This is a genomic window from Tenacibaculum sp. UWU-22 (assembly GCF_041021355.1).
Classification (GTDB): domain Bacteria; phylum Bacteroidota; class Bacteroidia; order Flavobacteriales; family Flavobacteriaceae; genus Polaribacter.
This window is the reverse complement of the sequence record NZ_JBFNGP010000004.1, coordinates 125,236-146,174: the sequence shown is the minus strand read 5'-3', so window position 1 is coordinate 146,174 and position 20,939 is coordinate 125,236. Positions and strand designations below refer to the sequence as shown.

Here is a 20,939-nt window from a genome sequence, read left to right as displayed (position 1 = left end):
ATTTATTAGAATGTTAATTTGAGGTTGATTCCAAATGTTCTTACATTAGGTGTTTGCCCAGATTCTGCCCAAGTAGATTCTAATTCAGATGGGTCGAACCCTGGGATTTCAGAATGAATTAACCAAACATTGTTAGCAATTAACCCGATGTTAATATCAGAAAAAGGGGTGTGTTTAATAATATCTTTATCAAAAGTATAATCAAAACGAATAGTTCTTAGTTTTACATAATCAGCACCATATAACCATTGTTCAGTAATTTTTGCTACACCTTTCCAATAGGTTTTAGCATCTACATAATAGGCTACATCATTTCCACTATCGTCTACTCCTTCTACGTAAACACCTCCTGTATCAGAATTTGCATCCGATGCGTTTACATATTTTGATGAACTACCTCCGCTAATAGCGTTTCTTACAGGATTACCTAAATTATTGTTTCCTACGGTTTCAATTCCGATACCTGAAGAATTGTTATAGCGATTAGATCTTGAGAATATTTTTCCTCCAAATTGAAAATCAATATCAAAGCCTAAACTAAAGTTTTTATACTTAAAGTTATTGATAAAACCACCTGTAAAATCGGGTAATGAACTTCCTAAATATTGATCGGATTCATACTTAGGAAGCCCCTTACTTGATAACACCAATTTACCATCAGCATTTCTTTTATATGCCGCACCATAAAGAGCACCCCATTCTTCACCAGGTCTTTCTTCTCTGTGTATGCCCTTGTTGCTAGAAATTATATTTCTAGCAACACCATCGGCAATAAAGTCTACCGTTCTGTTTAAGGTTGCATAGTTTAAATAAGTATCCCAAGAAAATTTATTTGTTTTAATAGGTGTAGCACTAAGGCCTACTTCTATACCTTTATAGGTTTGTCTACCCTCGTTACTATAGGTTTCATCATACCCAGTTGCTGGAGCTAATGAAATTTTAGATGGTAACTCTTTATCTTTTTTGTTAAAATAAGTTACATCTAAACCAAGTCTGTTACCGTATAATTTTAGTTCGGTCCCCACTTCAAATTCTTCTCGAACACCACCTTTTAAATGTGGGTTAGCATATGTTGAATTAACAGATAGGGTACCATAAGCCCCATATGGAGTACCAATGTCGTAAGTTTCTAATAAAGCATAGGTGCTTGGAAATTTTGGAGCTTGCGCTAGTGAAACTCTCAATTTACCAAAAGATAAAATATCGTTATTAGAAAGTAATCGGCTAAAAATAAATGAAGCAGATCCACCATAGGTTCCTACTCTATTAGCTGTGGGGTCTGCTGTGGAAGACCAGTCTAAGCGAGCTGTACCATCTAAATATAACATTTTCTTATAGCCTAATGATGCTTTTGCAAATACCGATTTTGTTTTACTATTGGTTTCATCATTACTAACCGATGGTCTGTCAATAGAGGTGTTTAAGCTAAAGAAATTTTCTGTAGATAGCCCTCCTTCGGTAGACGCTTTAAGTGATTGAGAATGGTATGAACTTAATTCAAAACCAGCATTTGCTTTTAAATCTAAATCTTCACTAAGATTTTTATCGTAATTTACAATACCAAACAATTCATTAGTTGTTTTATAGCTGTTCTTTTCTGAATATTCAGCTTTTTTCTCTCCTCCAAAACCTTGTCTGTCATTTGTTTCTTTAGCACTAAAGTTTTTTCTAACCTCTAAAGAGGCGCTGATAGCATCGTTTAAAGTATATTCTAAACCAACTTTTCCGTACATAGCATCTTTTGTTCCAAACTTTAAGTTTTCGTATGGCTCAAAAAATGGAGAATCCCAATATTTAGCAGAAAGGTCTCTAGCACTAGCAAGATTCCAAGAGTATTTTTTACCGTTAAATTTATAGTTTCTTAAACGATCAAAATCTAATTGACGTTGAAACCATTGGTTAAAGTTTCCTGAAAGGTTTTTAGAACCTGTATCTGGAGCATTTTTTGTTTTTCTATTTTGATAGTTAACAATTGTATACGCTCTTAATTTATCGTTAAGATTAATACTAGTATTAATACTCATATTAATCGTTTTTCTGTGAGAGTTTGGAGAAATTAAGGTTCTATCAATATTTCCAATGGTAGCTCTTACAGAATAATCATCTCCTCCTTTAGTAAAAGATACTGAGGTGTTGTTTTTTGTTCCTACATCATAAAAACTACGAATATTTTCTGGGTGAGGCACAAAAGCTCTTAATTTTCCAAATTCTGGTCCACCAGGAATCCAAGAGTCCCAATGACGTACCATTTGACCATCCATTTTTGGCCCCCAAGACTCATCAGTAGCATAATGTATCATTTTTTGACCATCAAAAGCCGCCCAAGAAGCAGGGTCTTTAGAAGAATCGTATTTAAAAATATCAAATTCTTGACTACCACCCCCACCATATTCGTTTTGATACTCTGGTAATAAACCAAGTTTTTCAATAGAAGTACTATGGTTTAAAGTTATTACCGCTTCTCCTTTTTTAGCTCCTTTAGAAGTAATAATTACAACACCATTAATACCTTCTGGTCCATAAAGTGCTGTTGCAGCGGCTCCTTTAAGAACAGAAATATCTTGAATGTTATCTGTATTAATATCAGAAGTAGATGTTACTTTTACATTATCTACGATGTAAAGAACATTGTCATCACCTCTTAAACGAATAGAAGAGTCGCCAAAACCAGAACTTGGAGCTCCTTGAAACTGTACCCCTGCAACTTTACCTGCAAGTGCATTACTAATATCGGTTTCTCTACTTCTAACCAAGTTTTCAGCATTTACGGTTTGTTGAGCAAAACCAATACTTTGTTTTTCTCTTTTAATACCTAAAGCGGTTACAACAATTTCATTAAGAACGGTGTCATCTTCAGACATTGTTACGTTAATTGTGTTTGAGTTACCCACTTTTTTTTCTTTTGTAGTATATCCTACATAACTAAATTGCAAAACATCGCCTGGTTTAGCTTTTATAGAATACTTTCCGTCAAAATCTGTTGCAACACCAGTTGAAGTGCCTTTAATAACGACACTTACCCCTGGAAGGGGACCTTCTTTATCTGATATAATACCAGAAATTGCTTTTTGCTGTGCAAAAGAAACTTGCACAACTAAAACTAAAAATAGTTGTAGTAGTAAAAGTCTTAAAAAATTGCCATTTTTTTTCATTGAGTATAAAGTTTTAATTAAGAGGCAATAGTCTAAAAAAAAGGCATAATAAACAAAATATATTACATAAATTTTAAGAAAAATTAACAATTTATATGTAGTAGTATTTTTTACTTTAAATAATCAAATTAATTTATTACGTTTGTCAGTTAAACTCAATTTGTTTATACTGAGAAGTTTTTGAATTCTTTGGATGGGTAGATGTAGTAGTGTTTTTTACTTTTGTTTGTCAATTTAATTTATTATGTTTGTCGGTTTAGGGATGATTTCTTTCCCACGCTGAATTTTCGAGTTCTTCGAAAGGATAAAGGTAGATAAGGAATAGTTATTTACACAATCTAACAATAAGTATTAAATAAAATGGCTGTTTTAAACCCAATAACCTCACAGCAAGCAATTGATTTAGAAAACACGTACGGAGCCCATAACTACCATCCGCTTCCTGTAGTTTTAAACAGAGGGGAAGGAGTATATGTGTGGGACGTTGAAGGCAAAAGATATTACGATTTTTTATCGGCTTATTCAGCAGTAAATCAAGGGCATTGTCATCCAAAAATTATAGCGGCTTTAATAGAGCAAGCAAAAACCTTAACTCTTACTTCTCGAGCTTTTTATAATGATGTATTAGGTAAATATGAAGCGTATGCAGCTCAATATTTTGGATTTGACAAATTGTTACCCATGAATACAGGAGCAGAAGCAGTAGAAACGGCATTAAAAATTTGTCGAAAATGGGCATACGAGGTTAAAAACATTGACGAAAATGAGGCGCAAATTGTTGTGTGCAAAAATAATTTTCACGGAAGAACAACTACAATTATTTCTTTTTCAAACGACCCTGTTGCTCGTAAAAATTTTGGTCCTTATACTGACGGATTTATAAAAATTGAATACGATAATATACAGGCATTAGAAAAAACATTAGAAAGCAATAGAAATATAGCTGGTTTTTTAGTAGAGCCTATTCAGGGAGAGGCAGGGGTATATGTGCCTTCTGAAGGTTATTTGTCGGCAGCAAAAGCTTTATGTGAACAATATAATGTGTTATTTATAGCCGATGAAGTGCAAACTGGAATTGCGAGAACGGGTAAATTGTTGGCTGTAAACCATGAAAATGTGCGTCCTGATATTTTAATTCTTGGTAAAGCGCTAAGCGGTGGAGCATATCCTGTTTCGGCAGTATTAGCAGATAACACTATTATGAATGTAATTAAACCTGGAAATCACGGTTCTACATTTGGTGGTAACCCTATTGCTGCTGCAGTAGCTATTGCAGCTTTAGAAGTGGTTAAAGATGAAAAATTAGCTGAAAACGCAGCATATTTAGGTGAATTGTTTAGAAATGAATTAACTGAATTTGCCAAAAACAATGATTTAGTAAAACTTGTACGCGGTAAAGGTTTGTTAAACGCTATTGTTATTAACGATACCGAAGATAGCGATACCGCTTGGAATATTTGTTTAAGTTTGCGCGACAATGGTTTATTAGCAAAACCAACTCATGGCAATATTATTCGTTTTGCACCTCCTTTAATAATGACTAAAGCGCAATTAATGGATTGTATTTCTATTATTAAAAAAACAATTACTGAGTATAAACAATAAGACAATTTAAATTATTCTACAATTTTGAATAGTGAGCTACAACAACTTTTTAACGCTTTTCAAAAAAGTATTCAGCAACATAATTTTGTAAAATTAACATTGAGTAAACCCTTAAAAAAAAGGGAGGCTTTACAAAATGTATACGTTCGGCAAATTGATTTAAAAAACGAAAAACAATACCAGTTTTTATATCGAAATAAAACAAATGATTTTGTAAAGAATTATTCGCTTGATAAAGCGATTGCTGAATTAGAAGAATTACTAACAAATCAATTTAAAACAGCTACTTTATTTACATTAGCTGATGATTTATTAGTGTTTGTATCTAAAAAGAAAAAAGTAACCTACAAAACCACTGCACCAAGTTTTAAAAATAAACTACCTGAGCTACACGACAAACCCAAACAAAAAAAAGCTCAAAAAAGTGCATACCTACAACACTTAGGAATTACCGATAAAGAAGGAAATATTATACCTAAGATGGCAGATAAATACCGCCAAATAAGTCGGTATTTAGAAATTATAGAAAGTCAGCTACAATCAGCCAACCTACCCAAAGAAATAAATATTGTTGATATGGGTTCAGGCAAAGGTTATTTAACCTTTGCACTATATGATTATTTGGTAAACCAAAAAAAATATGAAGTAGTAGTTACCGGAATTGAATTACGAGAAAATCTGGTAAATTACTGTAATGCTATTGTCACAAAATGTGAATTCAAAAAATTACATTTTGTAGCCCAGCCTATTCAAAGTTTTGATGATAAAAAAATAGATATTTTAATTGCATTACATGCATGCGATACCGCTACAGACGATGCTATTTTTAAAGGGTTGTCGGCAAAAGCCACACTAATTATTTGTGCCCCTTGTTGCCATAAACAAATACGTAAACAAGTAAAAGGGAAAACACAAAAAAGTCCGTTATTAAAATATGGAATTTTTAAAGAACGCCAATTTGAAATGGTTACCGATGCTATACGAGCGTTAATTTTAGAGAAATACCATTATAATACTAAAATTTTTGAGTTTATTAGTAATGAACACACCCGTAAAAATATAATGTTAGTCGCCAACAAATCTTCTAAAAAAGTAGATGAAACAACAATAGATTCAAAAATTACCGAATTAAAAAATACCTATCTTATTGAAGAACATTATTTAGAAACATTACTAAAATAACACTTCAATATTAAAAATTTCATAAATCGATTAAGTGATCAATAAAAAAATATTTTTTATTTGGGTAATTAAAAATTAAATTATGATATTTGCATCATCAAAATAAGAAAATGAATTTTATACAATTACATCATCACCATTTCTATATGTTCGCTTAAGCGTGGTGGAATTGTATTGACTAATTTAAAAATATAGTAAAAACCCGTTTGAGTAAATCGAATGGGTTTTTTATTTTATGAAAAAGGCTCTAAAGATTTACTTAAACAAAACACAAACAAAATGAGTAAACTAAAAATAGCCATTCAAAAATCAGGGCGACTTAATCAAGATTCTTTACAAATTTTAAAAGATTGTGGTATTTCGATTGATAATGGTAAAGACCAATTAAAAGCATCGGCTAGCAATTTTCCGTTAGAAATTTTTTATTTACGCAATGGTGATATTCCTCAATATTTAAAAGATGGCGTGGTTGACATTGCTATTATAGGCGAAAATGTTTTAATTGAAAAGGGTGAAGGAATTGCTATTATAGAAAAATTAGGATTTTCTAAATGTAGCGTTTCACTAGCTATACCCAATACCGACAAATATACGGGGTTAGACTACTTTCAAAATAAAAAAATAGCGACTTCATATCCGAATACCGTTACTAATTTTTTAAAAAGTAAAAATATTAATTCGCAAATCCATATTATTAATGGCTCTGTTGAAATTGCACCCAATATCGGTTTAGCAGATGGTATTTGTGATATTGTTTCTAGCGGTTCAACTTTATTTAAAAACAATTTAAAAGAAGTTGAAGTGTTATTAAAATCAGAAGCCGTTTTAGCTGTATCGCCTAAAATATCTGGTACTTTACAAGCTATTCTTGATGAATTACAATTTAGAATTCAATCGGTTTTAAAGGGTAGAAATTCAAGATATGTGCTATTAAATGCCCCAAACGATAAACTAGAAAAAATTATTAGTATTTTACCTGGGATGCGTAGCCCAACAGTATTACCATTAGCCGAAAAAGGTTGGAGCTCTGTACATTCGGTATTACACAAAAATCAATTTTGGGAAGTAATAAATGAATTAAAAAAGAATGGTGCCGAAGGAATACTAGTGTGCCCCATAGAAAAAATGGTAATGTAAAATGAAAACAATAGAACTAACATCTAAAAACTGGCAATCGCTATTACAACGCCCTACAAAATCAGTTGAAGATATTGAAAATACGGTTATTCAAATTTTTAATGAAGTAGCTGAAAAAGGAGATGTAACCTTAAAAAAATACACTTCTTTTTTTGATGGTGTAGCACTCGAAAGCCTTGAAGTTAATCAAACAGAAATTAGTGAAGCCGATAATTTGGTTGCTGATAATTTAAAGGAAGCAATACAACAAGCAAAAAAAAATATAGAAGTTTTTCATGCTGCCCAAAAAACAGCTAAGGTTGAGTTAGAAACTAGTCAAGGGGTTTTGTGTTGGCAAGAAAAACGCCCAATAGAAAAAGTAGGATTATACATTCCAGGAGGTACTGCACCATTGTTTTCTACGGTTTTAATGTTGGCTGTTCCTGCAAAAATTGCAGGTTGTAAAGAAATAGTTTTGTGTTCACCACCTAATAAAGAGGGTAAAATTAACCCTGCTATTTTATACACCGCTAACCTTTGCGGTGTAACTAAAATATATAAAGTTGGTGGTATTCAAGCCATTGCGGGTTTAACTTTTGGTACAGAAAGTATACCTAAAATTTCTAAAATTTTTGGTCCTGGAAACCAATTTGTAACCGTAGCAAAGCAATTGGCTACTAAATATGGAATTGCTATTGATATGCCTGCTGGGCCTAGTGAGTTATTAGTAATAGCTGATGATTCTGCAAATCCAGCTTACGTGGCTTCAGATTTATTAAGTCAAGCAGAACATGGGGTAGATAGCCAAGTAATTTTAGTTTCAGACTCAGCAGCTGTAATAAGTAAAGTTTGTGAAGAAATAGAAAAACAAAGTAGCGTATTGTCTCGAAAAGAAATTGTAAAAAAATCGTTGAAAAATGCCAAACTAATTTTGATTGACGACAAACAAAAAACAATTGATTTTGTAAACGATTATGCCCCCGAACACTTAATTATTACCACTGAAAATAACGATTTTTACATAGATGCCATTATTAATGCGGGCTCTGTATTTATTGGTAGCTACACCCCCGAAAGTGCTGGTGATTATGCTTCTGGAACAAATCACACCTTACCTACAAATGGGTTTGCAAAAGCGTACTCAGGGGTTAATTTAGCTAGTTTTACAAAAAGTATTACGTTTCAAAAAATATCAAAAGAAGGAATTAAAAATATTGGAAAGACTATTGAGTTAATGGCTGATGCCGAAGGTTTACAAGCACATAAAAATGCAGTATCACTTCGTTTAAAAGACCTATAAACTTTAAAAAGTCATTTTTACTATGAAAACAAATTTTGACATTACAAGTTTAATTAGAGAAAATATTAAACAATTAGAGCCATATTCTTCGGCAAGAGACGAATATAAAGATGCTACTACCGATGAAATGATTTTTTTAGACGCTAACGAAAACCCTTTTGAAAATGGGGTTAATCGTTATCCTGATCCGTATCAAAATACCGTAAAAGATATGTTGTCAGAAATTAAAAATATTCCTAAAAAAAACATCTTATTAGGTAATGGTAGTGATGAAGTTTTAGATTTAATTTTTAGAGTATTTTGCGAGCCTAATAAAGATAATATTATCACTTTGCCTCCCACTTACGGAATGTATGGGGTGTTAGCTAATATTAATGCCGTTGAAAACAGAAAAGTGCTATTAACTGACGATTTTCAACCCGATGTAAAAGCAATTTTAAAAACGGCAGACCAACATACAAAACTATTGTTTTTGTGTTCGCCTAATAACCCTACGGGTAATAGTTTTTCGCAAAAAAGCATTAAAGAGCTGCTTAAAAAATTTAAAGGTTTAGTTGTAATCGATGAAGCATATATTGATTTTTCTGAACAAGAAAGTTGGTTAAAACACTTGTCAGAGTTTCCTAACTTAATTATTGCACAAACACTATCTAAAGCTTATGGTGTAGCTGGTATTAGAATGGGTAGTTGTTATGCCTCTAAAGAAATAATTAATCTTTTAAACAAAATAAAACCCCCTTATAATGTAAATGAGCTCTCGCAACAAAAAGCCATTAATAGATTAAAAAAATTAGACGAAGTAAACAACGAAATTGCACAGTTAGTTAGTGAACGCAAACGATTAAAAAAAGAGTTAGAATGCTGTGTAAATTATATTGAAAAAGTATATCCTTCTGATGGAAATTTTTTACTTATTAAAGTTGATGATGCCACTAAACGCTACAATCAACTCATCGAATTAGGGGTTGTGGTTAGAAACCGAACCAATCAGCCTAAATGCGAAAATTGCTTAAGAATAAGTGTAGGAATTTTAGAAGAAAATTTAAAATTAATACGGTCATTAAAAGCCATACAATAGATGAAAAAAGTATTATTTATAGATAGAGACGGTACATTAATTAAAGAACCAGCTGACGAGCAAATAGATAGCTTTGAAAAATTAGAATTTTACCCTAAAGTTTTTCAAGGGTTAAGTAAAATAGCCAAAGAGCTTGATTTTGAATTGGTTATGGTTACAAATCAAGATGGCTTGGGTACCGATATATATCCAGAAGAAACCTTTTGGCCCGTACACAATTTTGTAATTAAAACACTGGCTCAAGAAGGAATTACCTTTACTGAAGAAATTATAGACAAAACCTTTGCTAAAGATAATCAACCTACTCGAAAACCAAATACGGGTTTATTAACGCATTATTTTTCTGACCAATACGACCTGGCAAATTCATATGTCATTGGCGATCGGTTAACCGATGTTGAATTGGCTAAAAATTTAGGCGCAAAAGGCATTTATATAAATGATCAAACTTATTTAGGTGCAAACGAAATTACGGTACAAAAAGAAGAATTAGCGCCATACATTGCTTTAGAAACTAACGATTGGAATGCTATTTATCAGTTTTTAAAATTACAAGACAGAACCGCATCTATAATTAGAAATACTCATGAAACAAACATTAATATTTCTATAAATTTAGACGGAACAGGTAAAAGTAGTATTGATACAGGTATTGCTTTTTTTGACCATATGCTCGATCAAATAGCGCGTCATGGTCAAATAGATTTAACCATTGATGTAAAAGGCGATTTAGAGGTTGATGAACACCATACTATTGAAGATACGGCTATTGCCTTAGGCGAAGTATTTACAAAAGCTCTTGGTAATAAATTAGGTATCGAACGCTACGGCTTTTTGTTACCTATGGATGATTGCTTAGCTCAAGTAGCTATTGATTTTGGTGGGCGAAATTGGCTTGTTTGGGAAGCTGAATTTAAACGTGAAACCATTGGTAAAATGCCTACTGAAATGTTTTATCACTTTTTTAAATCATTCACCGATGGTGCAAAATGTAACTTAAATATTAAAGCTGAAGGTATTAACGAGCACCATAAAATTGAAGCCATTTTTAAGGCTTTTGCTAAAGCTATAAAAGCAGCCGTAAAAAGAGATGTTGAAAAAATGATTTTACCTTCGACAAAAGGAGTTCTTTAAACGTATTTTAGTATTAAAGGTTATACATAAATTATGAAAATTGTAATTATTGATTACGGGGCAGGAAACATAAAAAGCATTCAGTTTGCTATTAACAGACTAGGTTTTACGGCTACACTATCAAATAAAATAGAAGACATTGTAAGTGCCGATAAAGTTATATTTCCAGGTGTTGGTGAAGCTAGTTTTGCTATGAAAAACTTGATAAATAGTGGCTTAGATAAACTTATACCTACCTTAAAACAACCTGTTTTGGGTATTTGTTTGGGTATGCAATTGATGTGTGTGGCAACCGAAGAAAATTCAACAAAAGGGCTCGGAATTTTTAATACCCATGTTAAACGATTTTCAAACAACGTAAAGGTACCTCAAATGGGGTGGAATACCATTACTAACTTGCAGTCAAATTTGTTTAAAGGTATTCAAGAAAATGAGTATGTATATTTAGTGCATAGCTATTATGCTGAACAATGTGCTGAAGAAATAGCCACTACCAATTACGAATTAAATTATGCTTCGGCTCTTCAAAAAGATAATTTTTTTGGTGTACAATTTCATCCAGAAAAAAGTGGAGTAGAAGGTGAAAAAATTTTAAAAAACTTTATCGAATTATGAGAATTATTCCAGCTATAGATATTATTGACGGTAAATGTGTGCGTTTATCAAAAGGCGATTACAATACTAAAAAAATATACAATCAAAATCCGTTAGAAGTAGCTAAAGCTTTTGAAGATAACGGAATATCATATTTGCATTTGGTTGATTTAGATGGCGCTAAAGCTAGCCAAATTATTAACTATAAAGTATTAGAATTATTAGCAAACAAAACAAATTTAAAGATTGATTTTGGGGGAGGATTAAAATCTGACAACGATGTAAAAATAGCTTTTAATTCAGGTGCAAATCAAATTACAGGAGGTAGTATTGCTGTTAAAAACCCTGAATTATTTACACAATGGATTGAGACTTATGGCAGTAATAAAATTATTTTAGGTGCCGATGCTAATAACGGTAAAATAGCTATTTCTGGTTGGTTAGAAGAAAGTAACCAAACCATTATCCCCTTTATTCAGAGCTATCAAAAAAAAGGAATTAACTACGTAATTTCAACTGATATTGCAAAAGATGGTATGTTACAAGGGCCTTCATTTGATTTGTACAAAGACATCATAGAAAATACTAAAGATTTACAATTAATAGCCTCTGGCGGTATTTCAACCTTTGAAGAATTACCAAAACTAGCAAAAATAGGTTGCGAAGGAGTTATTATTGGCAAAGCCATTTATGAAAATAAAATAAGTTTAAAACAGCTAGCAAATTATATACTAAACAACAAAAACGAATATGCTAACTAAAAGAATAATACCTTGTTTAGATATTAAAAACGGACGCACGGTAAAAGGGGTAAATTTTGTAAATTTACGCGATGCTGGTGATCCTGTAGAATTAGCAAAGGCCTACGCTAAAAACGGTGCCGATGAGTTGGTTTTTTTAGATATTTCTGCTACTGAAGAACGTAGAAAAACCCTAATAGATTTAGTATTAAAGGTTGCCGAACAAGTTAATATTCCGTTTACGGTAGGAGGTGGAATTACTTCGATTAATGATGTAGAAATATTATTAAAATCAGGAGCTGATAAAGTTTCTATAAATTCATCAGCCGTTAAAAATCCTGATTTAATATACCAAGTTTCACAACAATTTGGTAGTCAATGTGTCGTTGTAGCAATTGATGCTAAAAAAATTGACAACGAATGGTTTGTGCATTTGTCGGGAGGTAAAATACCTACCGAAATAAAACTATACGATTGGGCTGTAGAAGTTGAAAAATTGGGAGCAGGTGAAATTTTATTTACCTCTATGAATAACGATGGTACTAAAAATGGTTTTGCTAATAAAGCTTTAGCAAAACTGTCAGAATTAGTAAATATACCCATTATTGCATCTGGAGGAGCGGGTACCAAACAACACTTTACAGATACTTTTATACAAGGAAAAGCCGATGCTGCTTTAGCAGCAAGTGTTTTTCACTTTGGTGAAATAACAATTAATGATTTAAAACAAACATTACAAAAACAAGATATTCCTGTTAGATTATGAATATAAATTTTATAAAAAATAGCGATGGTTTGGTTCCAGCCATTATTCAAGATGCAGTAACTAAAAATGTGTTAATGTTAGGCTATATGAATAAGGAGGCGTTAGAAAAAACACAACAAACAAAAAAAGTAACTTTTTATAGCCGAAGTAAACAACGTCTATGGACCAAAGGAGAGGAGAGTGGTAACTTTTTAAATCTTGTTTCTATAAAAGTTGATTGTGATAATGATACCTTGTTAATTTATGCAAATCCTCAAGGCCCTACTTGTCACAAAGGTTCTGATACTTGTTGGAACGAAGAAAATAAGCAAACCTATGGTTTTTTATCGAAACTAGAAGAAACCATTTTAGATAGAAAAAATAATTTTTTAGAAGCGTCGTATGTGTCTTTTTTATTTAAAAAAGGCATCAACAAAATTGCTCAAAAAGTAGGTGAAGAAGCTGTAGAGGTAGTTATTGAAGCTAAAGATAGTGATGATAATTTATTTTTAAATGAAAGTGCTGATTTACTTTTTCATTATTTAGTTCTACTACAAGCAAAAGGCTATACGCTTAATGATGTAGTAAAAGTATTACAAAGTAGAGAACGCTAATTTTTATTTAGCGAACATACTTTTTAAAAATTATAATACCGTTAAAATAGAAAGTAGCATACCTAATAAAATCGCAATAAATTTTTTGTGATTGAATGCGTGATTTTTAGAGCTTTCAAAAAGTATTATTGTCGAAATATGTAAAAAAGCACCTATAATTAATGCAGTAATTTCGGTTTTATATTTAATAAAAAAGGGCAGTTTATTTGAAACTAAAATTCCTATTGGGCTCATTAATGAAAATACAATTAATGCACTAAAAATATTTTTTTTACTATAGTTTGCCTGTATTAAAAATGTGGTTAATACAATAGCTATTGGAACTTTGTGTACTACAATTGCCCATAATAAATTATTTGTGTCATGGTGTATCGGCAACCCTTCAGTAAACGCATGTAAACAGAGGCTTATATATAAAAGCCATGGAAAATTGTTTTGTGACGTATGTGTATGTATATGCCCGTGTTCAGCACCTCCAGAAAACGATTCTAATATTGATTGTACTAAAACCCCGACCAAAATTAAGATTCCTGTTTTAGTATAACTACTTGTATTTTGGTAGGTCTCGGGTAACAAATGTAAAATAGTTATGGCTAGCAAATAAGCCCCACTAAAAGCTAAAAATAAACGAACCGTAGCATCTTTAGGCTTCAGAAAAAAAACAATGGAAGCCCCTAATAAAACCGATAATATTAACAAAAAGAAACTCATTTTAATACTAAAATCAAACGATTTGAAGAAGCAGAATCAAAATTAGATAATGTGTAATCACCAAAAACATGTTGTAGTTGTAACCCAACTTTTTTAAAATAACTTTCAAACTTTTCCAATGTTAAATATTTTACGCGCTCTGTATAAAAATGTTGTTGATTGTCGGCAAAAAAAGAAATATGTTTTACAATAAATCCGTTTGTTATTTCTCGTTCAATATAAAAATCAATATTATCAATTGTTTTGGTTTCTTTAGTAACAAGCGACTTTTTAAGTTTTTCAACATTTAAAAAATCTAAAACAATTGTTCCGTTTTTAGCTAGACTATTTTTAAAATTTTGTAACACCAAAATATCATCATTATCATCATCAAAATAGCCAAAACTAGTAAATAAATTAAAAATAACATCATAGCTATTTACAAAGGGTTTGCGCATATCGTACACCTCAAAATGCAATCGATTATTTTCAAATTGCTTAGCATAAGCAATACTATTTTCACTTAAATCACCTCCCGTTACTTTAAACCCTAATGAGTTTAAAAAAATGGAATGCCGCCCTTTACCACAAGGCATATCTAAAATATGAGCTTGTTTATCTAAATTTAAAAAACGGGTTAAATTTTGCATAAACAATTGAGCATCTGCATCATTTCTATCTTTATATAAAATATGATAGTAAGGGGTGTTAAACCACGATGTAAACCAATTTGTTTTCATATACTTTTGTAGAAATCGATTACCTTAATTTGCGTAATTAAGCTATAAATAATAAGCAAACAAAAGTAACTATTTATTAGTTTTCTAAAAATGAAATAAATAAATTTTAAAATGTAGGCATTTTTAACTGTATTTTTGCGCTCTAATTTATTCTGTATGGACAAGGATTTTAAAATGGTTGCTACTACAATTTTTGGTTTAGAAAGTGTATTGGCTGACGAATTAAAACAATTGGGAGCTAAGGGTGTAAAAGAAAGTGTTCGTAGCGTTTCTTTTAGAGGCGACAAAGGGTTTATGTACAAGGCTAATATTGCTTTGCGTACAGCGATACGAATTTTAAAACCAATTAAAACCTGCAAAATATATGATGAAGAAGATTTGTACGAGTCGATTCAAAAAATAAAATGGGAAAAATATTTCAATACAGAAGAAACCTTTGCCGTTAGTGCGGTAGTTAATTCGAAAAACTTCACCTCTAATTCGCATTATATTACCCTAAAATCAAAAGATGCTATTGCCGATTATTTTAGATATAAATACGATAAGCGTCCTAATGTAGACCTTCAATATCCTGACGTTAAAATACATATTCACATACAAAAAGATTGGCTAACTATTTCGTTAGATTCTTCAGGAAATTCACTTCATAAAAGAGGGTATAGAAGCGCCACTAATATAGCACCCATAAATGAGGTTTTAGCTGCTGGATTGGTATTGCTTTCTGGATATACTGGTGATCAAAATTTTATTGACCCTATGTGTGGTTCGGGTACTATTTTAATTGAAGCTGCCATGATTGCCAATCGTATTCCTGCTAATATTAACCGCAAGCATTTTGGCTTTGAAAATTGGAAAGATTACGATGAAGATTTATACTTTACTATTCAAGATTCGTTATTAAAAAAAATTAAAAATTCGCATTTTAAAATTATGGGGTTCGATAAAGCTCCGTCTGCTGTTCGTAAAGCACAACAAAATGTAATTAATGCTAATTTAGATGAGTTTATCGGTATACATCATGTAAACTTTTTCAATTCAAAAAAAGAAGTTTTTGGTGATACCACTATTTTATTTAATCCACCATATGGTGAACGATTATCTATTGATGTTAAAGAGTTTTATACAAAAATAGGGGATACTTTAAAACATAATTACCCCAATTCTACTGCTTGGATAATCACTTCAGACATGGACGCGTTAAAGTATGTAGGGTTACGCACTTCTAAAAGAATACCTTTAAAAAACGGTGATTTAGACTGTCGCTTTGTAAAATATGAATTGTATGAAGGCAGTAAAAAATCGAAAAAAAATAACACCGATATTATTTACTAAAATTTATAGGTTTTATTTGTGTTATCTTAGTTTTAACTAAAAAACCTATTTTTAATTTTAGTTGACAACAACATACAACTTTCGTTTTTACCAAACCATTTATAGCGGTTTTTAGCAATAATGGTATATAGTAAATCTCTAATGCCTTTAGGAAAAATAAAGCATATTTGAGTCAGTTGCCATATACCGCCAAAATCAGCCATAATTTTTAAAACTGCTGTAGACTTAACATAATAAGCAACGCCAGGTTCATATAAAATAATGGTGTCTATTTTAGAATCATTTACTCCTAAATAAGCAACTATTTTTTTCCCAGCATTCGATTGTATAGCGGTAAAAATAAAATGCTCTTTTCGGTCGTTTTTAATTATTTTTAAAACACTTTTATTACACAAAGCACATCCTCCATCAAACAAAATAATTTTTTTATTTTTTGGTAAAGAAAACATTGAAAATATTTTTACCAAATTTATGTAACAAAAAATAAATACCACCGTCTTATCTTAGTAATCTTATTGTTAAAAGCTTTTAACAAAAAATTAATAATTACATTTTTAACATTGATTACCTTAGTAAAAAATTAACTAGCTAAATGATTCTGATAAAAAACTTACACAAATCATACCCTATAGGAAAAGAATCACTACATGTTTTAAAAGGTTTAAATCTGCATATTAAAGAAGGAGAGTTTGTTTCTATTATGGGGTCTTCGGGATCTGGTAAGTCTACCTTACTTAATATTGTTGGTTTGCTAGATAGTTATGATGAAGGCGAATATTATTTAAATGGACAACTAATAGAAAATTTAAACGAAAAAAAAGCGGCTGTTTTACGTAATAAATTTTTAGGCTTCGTATTTCAATCGTTTAATTTAATTTCGTATAAAACCGCTTTAGAAAATGTGGCATTACCACTTTATTACAAAGGCTTAAACAGAAAAAAACGGTTAGAAATTGCTATGGAGTATCTTGATAAAGTAGGGCTAAAACCTTGGGCCAATCACCTGCCTAACGAACTTTCTGGAGGGCAAAAACAACGGGTAGCTATTGCCCGAGCCTTAGTAACGCAACCAAAAGTAGTATTAGCAGACGAACCTACTGGGGCGTTAGACTCTACAACTACCGACTCTGTAATGAGCCTGTTAAAAGAAATTAACGACGAAGGTATGACCGTTTTTGTAATTACCCATGAAGAAGAAGTAGCCGCTCAAACAAAAAGAATTGTTCGGCTAAAAGATGGTATTATAACAAGTGATGAATTAACAAAAAACACTCAGCCCGTATAAGTATGTTTGATATCGATCGTTGGCGAGAAATATTTCAAAGTATTAGTAAAAACAAATTACGCTCTCTGTTATCTGGTTTTACGGTTGCTTTTGCTATTTTGTTATTTACGTTACTTTTTGGTATTGTTACGGGTTTACAAAATCAATTTAATTCCTTTTTTGTTGACGATGCAACCAACGCTATGTTTGTTCGTGTTTATAAAACCACAAAACCTTATAAAGGATTGCAATCGGGTAGAGAAATTCAATTAAAAAACAAAGATTTTAACTACATTGCTCAAACCTATAAAAACGACATCGAATATTTAACCGCCAGAATATATAAAACTTTAAATTTATCGTATAAAAAAAAGCAAGACAATTATAGTGTAGTTGGTGTACACCCTGACCACCAATTTTTAGAAAAAACAATTATAGATGAAGGTAGATATATAAACGATTTAGATTTAAAAAAACGAGCGAAGTCTATTGTTATTGGGCGTTTAATTAAAAAAGATTTATTTGGTGAAAAACCTGCCTTGGGTAAATTTATAAACGTAGGTGGGCTTTCGTATAAAATTATTGGTATTTTTTCTGATGATGGGGGTGATAGAGAAGAACGAAAAGCCTATATACCCATTACAACCACACAAAAAATATATGGTAATAATGATTATATAGATCAAATTGTTATTGGCTATAACCCTAACTTAACCTTAGAACAAGCTATTGCTTTTGGTAATCGTTTAGAGCGCGATTTAAAAAAACGATTAGATATTCACCCTGATGATCAAGGGGCTTTATTTATTCAAAACATGGCAGAAGCCAATAAAGGCATTAATACTTTTGTTTTGGTACTCTATTTTATTGTACTATTAGTAGGATCTGGGACTTTAATAGCGGGAATAATTGGTATTAGTAATATTATGATATTTTCTATAAAAGAACGAACTAAAGAATTTGGAATTAGAAAAGCCCTAGGAGCCAAACCAAGTGTAATTGTTGGCATGGTTATGTACGAATCGTTACTTATAACCTCTATTGCAGGTGTAACAGGATTATTTGTTGGTATATTTATTCTTAGTCAAATCGGTAGTCGGTTAGAAAAATATTTTATTAAAGACCCCAGTGTAGGCACTGGTTTGTTATTGTCTGCCACTGTAGTATTAATTTTATCGGGGTTATTGGCAGGTTATTTTCCAGCAAAAAAAGCATCACAAATTAAACCTATAGAAGCACTTAGAGCAGATTAATTATGTTTAAATTTTTATTTGATTCTGATACTTGGCAAGAAATTTATGGGGGTGTTCGTAAAAATAAAACACGAACAATAATTACCATTATAGGTGTGTTGTGGGGTATCTTTATTTTAGTTGTATTGTTAGGTTCGGCGAGAGGAATGGAAAATAGCTTTAAAAATATTTTTGGCGATTTTGCCACTAATAGTTTTTTTATGTGGGCACAGCAAACCGAAAAACCCTTTAAAGGCTTTCAAAAAGGAAGAAAAGTTCAGCTAACAATTAACGATATTACTATACTAAAAAACGAATATAAAAACATAAAATACTTGGCACCAAGATGTCAAACAAATAGTACTATTATTAAAGGATTAAAATCGGGTAGTTTTAATATCTGTGGCGATTATCCGGTATTAAATTTAGTTCAAAAAAAAGAACTTCTATACGGTCGATTTTTAAATGAAAATGACATTAAAAATCTAAGTAAAGTTGCCGTAATTTCTGAAAATGTTTATAAACAGCTTTTCGAAAAAAATGAGTATCCTATTGGGCAATATGTTATTATTAATAATATAAATTACAAAATAATAGGGGTTTATAAACCTGGAAATATAAATTTTGATGGCGATGCGGCTTATATACCTTTTACCACCTTTCAACAGGTGTATAATCGAGGAAACAGTATTGATTGGATGATGGTAACTGGCAAAAATGAAGTAGATATAAAGCAACTAGAAGCAGACGTTAAATTAACCCTTAAAAACTTACATAAAGTTGACCCAGAAGATATTAGAGCCTTCGGTAGTTTTAATATGGCTGAACGCATTGATAAGTTTACAGGCTTTTTAACAGGTATGCAATTTTTAACTTGGTTTGTAGGTGTTGCTACTTTAATAGCGGGCGTTTTTGCTATTGGTAATATTTTGTTAATTACAGTAAAAGAACGAACAAAAGAAATAGGGATTCGTAGAGCATTAGGAGCTACCCCAATTGAAATTAAGCAACAAGTAGTATTAGAATCGGTATTTTTAACTACAATTGCTGGTATGTTAGGAATTATTTTCGGCGGTGTTGTTTTGTATCTAATTGATACTTTTTTTGGACAAGGCCCCGATGCCAAACTACTTAATCCTACAGTAAATATACCTATTATTTTAATAGCGTTTTTAATATTAATTACCCTAGGAACCTTAATAGGAATGATACCTGCCTATATGGCAACAAAAATAAAACCTATAGAAGCATTACGAGAAGAATAATCAAACGAATTAAACAATCAAAATGAGTAAAAGAGCCAAAATAATTTTAGGAATTGTTGCAATATTATTTATTGCCGTGTTAATCTGGTTTGGAAAGAAAAATAAAAAAAGTACCGTGTCATTCGATACTGAAAAACCATTTAAAACAACGATTATAAAAAAAACAGTAGCCACGGGTAAAGTTGTTCCGTTAGAAGAAGTAGAGCTTAAACCACAAATTTCAGGAATTGTAGATAAAGTGGTAGCCGAAGAAGGGCAAATTGTAAAAGCAGGTGACCTAATAGCAACAATACGAGTAGTACCAAGTGTAGAAGCATTAAATTCAGCCGATAACGAAATTAAAAACGCCCAGATATCGTATGCTAATGCCAAAAAACAATTTGAACGCAACCAAAAATTATACGAGCAAGGTGTTATTTCTCGTCAAGATTTTGAAAATATTGAATTGTCTTACAATAATGCCGAACAACGTTTAAGTAACGCGCGTTCTAACAGAGACATTGTAAAAAAGGGAACAACATCAGGTTTAGGTAATGTAGCTAACACCAATATACGTGCTACATCATCAGGTATGATTGTAGAAATTCCAATCAAAAAAGGCTACCAAGTTATTCAAAGTAATAGTTTTAATTCAGGTACAACCATTGCAACAATTGCCGATATGAACAAAATGATTTTTGAAGGAAAAGTAGATGAATCAGAAGTAGGTAAATTAGTTAAAGGAGCTACCATAGAAGTATCTCTTGGCGCAATTGAAAACAAAAAATTTCCTGCCGTATTAAATTTTATTGCTCCAAAAGGAACCGAAGAGGGAGGCGCTGTACAATTTAAAATTAAAGCCGATGTTCGTTTAGATAAAAACTATTTTGTTAGAGCAGGATATAGTGCCAATGCTGATATTATTTTAGAAAAAAAGGATAGTGTTTTAGCTATAAAAGAAGCCCTTTTACGATTTGATAAAAAAACTGAAAAACCCTACGTAGAAGTTAAAACAGGGGATGATAAATTTGAAAAAAGAGAATTAAAATTAGGTACTTCAGATGGGGTAAACATTGAAGTTGTTTCTGGTGTTACCGCAGACGATGAAATAAAAATTTGGAATAAAGCACTTAAAGATGAAAGAATCAGGTAGACGTAGAAGAAATAATTTAAAACA

The 20,939-nt window shown here is 31.5% G+C and carries 19 protein-coding genes; 15 read left to right on the top strand and 4 right to left on the bottom strand.

All coding sequences use genetic code 11. The annotated features are described in order from the left end of the window. Positions 1-5: 5 nt before the first annotated feature. Positions 6-3,152, bottom strand: a complete 3,147-nt coding sequence (locus AB2B44_RS08335) for a SusC/RagA family TonB-linked outer membrane protein (protein WP_369049117.1) — start codon at positions 3,150-3,152, stop codon at positions 6-8. A gap of 360 nt (positions 3,153-3,512) precedes the next feature. On the opposite strand from AB2B44_RS08335, the gene rocD reads away from it, so the two are divergent. The 10 genes from rocD (at position 3,513) to hisIE (ending at position 13,260) form a co-directional block, all read left to right on the top strand. Next, positions 3,513-4,757: an ornithine--oxo-acid transaminase gene (rocD, locus tag AB2B44_RS08330; protein WP_369049116.1), complete on the top strand. Its 1,245-nt coding sequence runs from the start codon at positions 3,513-3,515 to the stop codon at positions 4,755-4,757. A 99-nt stretch (positions 4,758-4,856) separates the two neighbouring features. Next, positions 4,857-5,939 (top strand): SAM-dependent methyltransferase, encoded by a 1,083-nt coding sequence (locus tag AB2B44_RS08325; protein WP_369049115.1) that lies wholly within the window; start codon positions 4,857-4,859, stop codon positions 5,937-5,939. A gap of 279 nt (positions 5,940-6,218) precedes the next feature. Continuing rightward, positions 6,219-7,076: an ATP phosphoribosyltransferase gene (hisG, locus tag AB2B44_RS08320; protein ID WP_369049114.1), complete on the top strand. Its 858-nt coding sequence runs from the start codon at positions 6,219-6,221 to the stop codon at positions 7,074-7,076. A gap of 1 nt (position 7,077) precedes the next feature. Continuing rightward, positions 7,078-8,355 carry a histidinol dehydrogenase gene (hisD, locus tag AB2B44_RS08315; protein ID WP_369049113.1) on the top strand — a complete coding sequence of 426 codons (1,278 nt, stop codon included), beginning with the start codon at positions 7,078-7,080 and terminating at the stop codon, positions 8,353-8,355. A 22-nt stretch (positions 8,356-8,377) separates the two neighbouring features. Beyond that, complete coding sequence (hisC, locus tag AB2B44_RS08310) at positions 8,378-9,433, top strand: histidinol-phosphate transaminase (RefSeq protein WP_369049112.1); 1,056 nt, start codon at positions 8,378-8,380, stop codon at positions 9,431-9,433. Continuing rightward, complete coding sequence (gene hisB, locus AB2B44_RS08305) at positions 9,434-10,567, top strand: bifunctional histidinol-phosphatase/imidazoleglycerol-phosphate dehydratase HisB (protein WP_369049111.1); 1,134 nt, start codon at positions 9,434-9,436, stop codon at positions 10,565-10,567. A gap of 33 nt (positions 10,568-10,600) precedes the next feature. After that, positions 10,601-11,182: an imidazole glycerol phosphate synthase subunit HisH gene (gene hisH, locus AB2B44_RS08300; protein ID WP_369049110.1), complete on the top strand. Its 582-nt coding sequence runs from the start codon at positions 10,601-10,603 to the stop codon at positions 11,180-11,182. Then, a complete protein-coding gene (hisA, locus tag AB2B44_RS08295; protein WP_369049109.1) occupies positions 11,179-11,922 on the top strand; it encodes a 1-(5-phosphoribosyl)-5-[(5-phosphoribosylamino)methylideneamino]imidazole-4-carboxamide isomerase in 744 nt (247 codons plus the stop codon). Before hisH ends, hisA begins: the two co-directional genes overlap by 4 nt. Continuing rightward, positions 11,912-12,667 carry an imidazole glycerol phosphate synthase subunit HisF gene (hisF, locus tag AB2B44_RS08290; protein ID WP_369049108.1) on the top strand — a complete coding sequence of 252 codons (756 nt, stop codon included), beginning with the start codon at positions 11,912-11,914 and terminating at the stop codon, positions 12,665-12,667. Before hisA ends, hisF begins: the two co-directional genes overlap by 11 nt. Beyond that, complete coding sequence (gene hisIE, locus AB2B44_RS08285) at positions 12,664-13,260, top strand: bifunctional phosphoribosyl-AMP cyclohydrolase/phosphoribosyl-ATP diphosphatase HisIE (RefSeq protein WP_369049107.1); 597 nt, start codon at positions 12,664-12,666, stop codon at positions 13,258-13,260. Before hisF ends, hisIE begins: the two co-directional genes overlap by 4 nt. A gap of 30 nt (positions 13,261-13,290) precedes the next feature. On the opposite strand, the gene AB2B44_RS08280 is transcribed toward hisIE, so the two are convergent. Together AB2B44_RS08280 and AB2B44_RS08275 are read right to left on the bottom strand one after the other, a co-directional pair. Then, positions 13,291-13,971, bottom strand: coding sequence for a ZIP family metal transporter (locus AB2B44_RS08280; RefSeq protein WP_369049106.1), 681 nt, complete (start codon positions 13,969-13,971; stop codon positions 13,291-13,293). Next, positions 13,968-14,690: a class I SAM-dependent methyltransferase gene (locus AB2B44_RS08275; protein WP_369049105.1), complete on the bottom strand. Its 723-nt coding sequence runs from the start codon at positions 14,688-14,690 to the stop codon at positions 13,968-13,970. Before AB2B44_RS08275 ends, AB2B44_RS08280 begins: the two co-directional genes overlap by 4 nt. A 156-nt stretch (positions 14,691-14,846) precedes the next feature. On the opposite strand from AB2B44_RS08275, the gene AB2B44_RS08270 reads away from it, so the two are divergent. After that, on the top strand, positions 14,847-16,022 hold the full coding sequence (locus tag AB2B44_RS08270; RefSeq protein ID WP_369049104.1) for a class I SAM-dependent RNA methyltransferase: 1,176 nt from the start codon (positions 14,847-14,849) through the stop codon (positions 16,020-16,022). 32 nt (positions 16,023-16,054) lie between these two features. On the opposite strand, the gene AB2B44_RS08265 is transcribed toward AB2B44_RS08270, so the two are convergent. Continuing rightward, positions 16,055-16,471: a thiol-disulfide oxidoreductase DCC family protein gene (locus tag AB2B44_RS08265; protein ID WP_369049103.1), complete on the bottom strand. Its 417-nt coding sequence runs from the start codon at positions 16,469-16,471 to the stop codon at positions 16,055-16,057. Between the two features lie 143 nt (positions 16,472-16,614). On the opposite strand from AB2B44_RS08265, the gene AB2B44_RS08260 reads away from it, so the two are divergent. Genes AB2B44_RS08260 through AB2B44_RS08245 form a run of 4 tightly spaced genes read left to right on the top strand, consistent with a single transcriptional unit; the run spans position 16,615 to position 20,915 of the window. After that, a complete protein-coding gene (locus AB2B44_RS08260; RefSeq protein WP_369049102.1) occupies positions 16,615-17,307 on the top strand; it encodes an ABC transporter ATP-binding protein in 693 nt (230 codons plus the stop codon). A 2-nt stretch (positions 17,308-17,309) separates the two neighbouring features. Beyond that, entirely contained in the window at positions 17,310-18,539 is a 1,230-nt protein-coding gene (locus AB2B44_RS08255; protein ID WP_369049101.1) for an ABC transporter permease, read from the top strand. A 2-nt stretch (positions 18,540-18,541) separates the two neighbouring features. Next, positions 18,542-19,783, top strand: coding sequence for an ABC transporter permease (locus AB2B44_RS08250; RefSeq protein WP_369049100.1), 1,242 nt, complete (start codon positions 18,542-18,544; stop codon positions 19,781-19,783). 22 nt (positions 19,784-19,805) lie between these two features. Then, positions 19,806-20,915 (top strand): efflux RND transporter periplasmic adaptor subunit, encoded by a 1,110-nt coding sequence (locus tag AB2B44_RS08245; RefSeq protein WP_369049099.1) that lies wholly within the window; start codon positions 19,806-19,808, stop codon positions 20,913-20,915. Positions 20,916-20,939 lie beyond the last annotated feature (24 nt).

Bases quoted from the DNA above. Each gene is read 5' to 3' on its own strand.
- hisH (WP_369049110.1), top strand. From the start codon at position 10,601: ATGAAAATTGTAATTATTGATTACGGGGCAGGAAACATAAAAAGCATT.
- hisB (WP_369049111.1), top strand. From the start codon at position 9,434: ATGAAAAAAGTATTATTTATAGATAGAGACGGTACATTAATTAAAGAA.
- AB2B44_RS08245 (WP_369049099.1), top strand. From the start codon at position 19,806: ATGAGTAAAAGAGCCAAAATAATTTTAGGAATTGTTGCAATATTATTT.
- AB2B44_RS08270 (WP_369049104.1), top strand. From the start codon at position 14,847: ATGGACAAGGATTTTAAAATGGTTGCTACTACAATTTTTGGTTTAGAA.
- AB2B44_RS08275 (WP_369049105.1), bottom strand. From the start codon at position 14,690: ATGAAAACAAATTGGTTTACATCGTGGTTTAACACCCCTTACTATCAT.
- hisG (WP_369049114.1), top strand. From the start codon at position 6,219: ATGAGTAAACTAAAAATAGCCATTCAAAAATCAGGGCGACTTAATCAA.
- AB2B44_RS08250 (WP_369049100.1), top strand. From the start codon at position 18,542: ATGTTTAAATTTTTATTTGATTCTGATACTTGGCAAGAAATTTATGGG.
- AB2B44_RS08255 (WP_369049101.1), top strand. From the start codon at position 17,310: ATGTTTGATATCGATCGTTGGCGAGAAATATTTCAAAGTATTAGTAAA.
- hisA (WP_369049109.1), top strand. From the start codon at position 11,179: ATGAGAATTATTCCAGCTATAGATATTATTGACGGTAAATGTGTGCGT.
- AB2B44_RS08260 (WP_369049102.1), top strand. From the start codon at position 16,615: ATGATTCTGATAAAAAACTTACACAAATCATACCCTATAGGAAAAGAA.
- AB2B44_RS08280 (WP_369049106.1), bottom strand. From the start codon at position 13,971: ATGAGTTTCTTTTTGTTAATATTATCGGTTTTATTAGGGGCTTCCATT.
- hisF (WP_369049108.1), top strand. From the start codon at position 11,912: ATGCTAACTAAAAGAATAATACCTTGTTTAGATATTAAAAACGGACGC.
- hisIE (WP_369049107.1), top strand. From the start codon at position 12,664: ATGAATATAAATTTTATAAAAAATAGCGATGGTTTGGTTCCAGCCATT.
- hisC (WP_369049112.1), top strand. From the start codon at position 8,378: ATGAAAACAAATTTTGACATTACAAGTTTAATTAGAGAAAATATTAAA.
- rocD (WP_369049116.1), top strand. From the start codon at position 3,513: ATGGCTGTTTTAAACCCAATAACCTCACAGCAAGCAATTGATTTAGAA.
- hisD (WP_369049113.1), top strand. From the start codon at position 7,078: ATGAAAACAATAGAACTAACATCTAAAAACTGGCAATCGCTATTACAA.
- AB2B44_RS08265 (WP_369049103.1), bottom strand. From the start codon at position 16,471: ATGTTTTCTTTACCAAAAAATAAAAAAATTATTTTGTTTGATGGAGGA.
- AB2B44_RS08335 (WP_369049117.1), bottom strand. From the start codon at position 3,152: ATGAAAAAAAATGGCAATTTTTTAAGACTTTTACTACTACAACTATTT.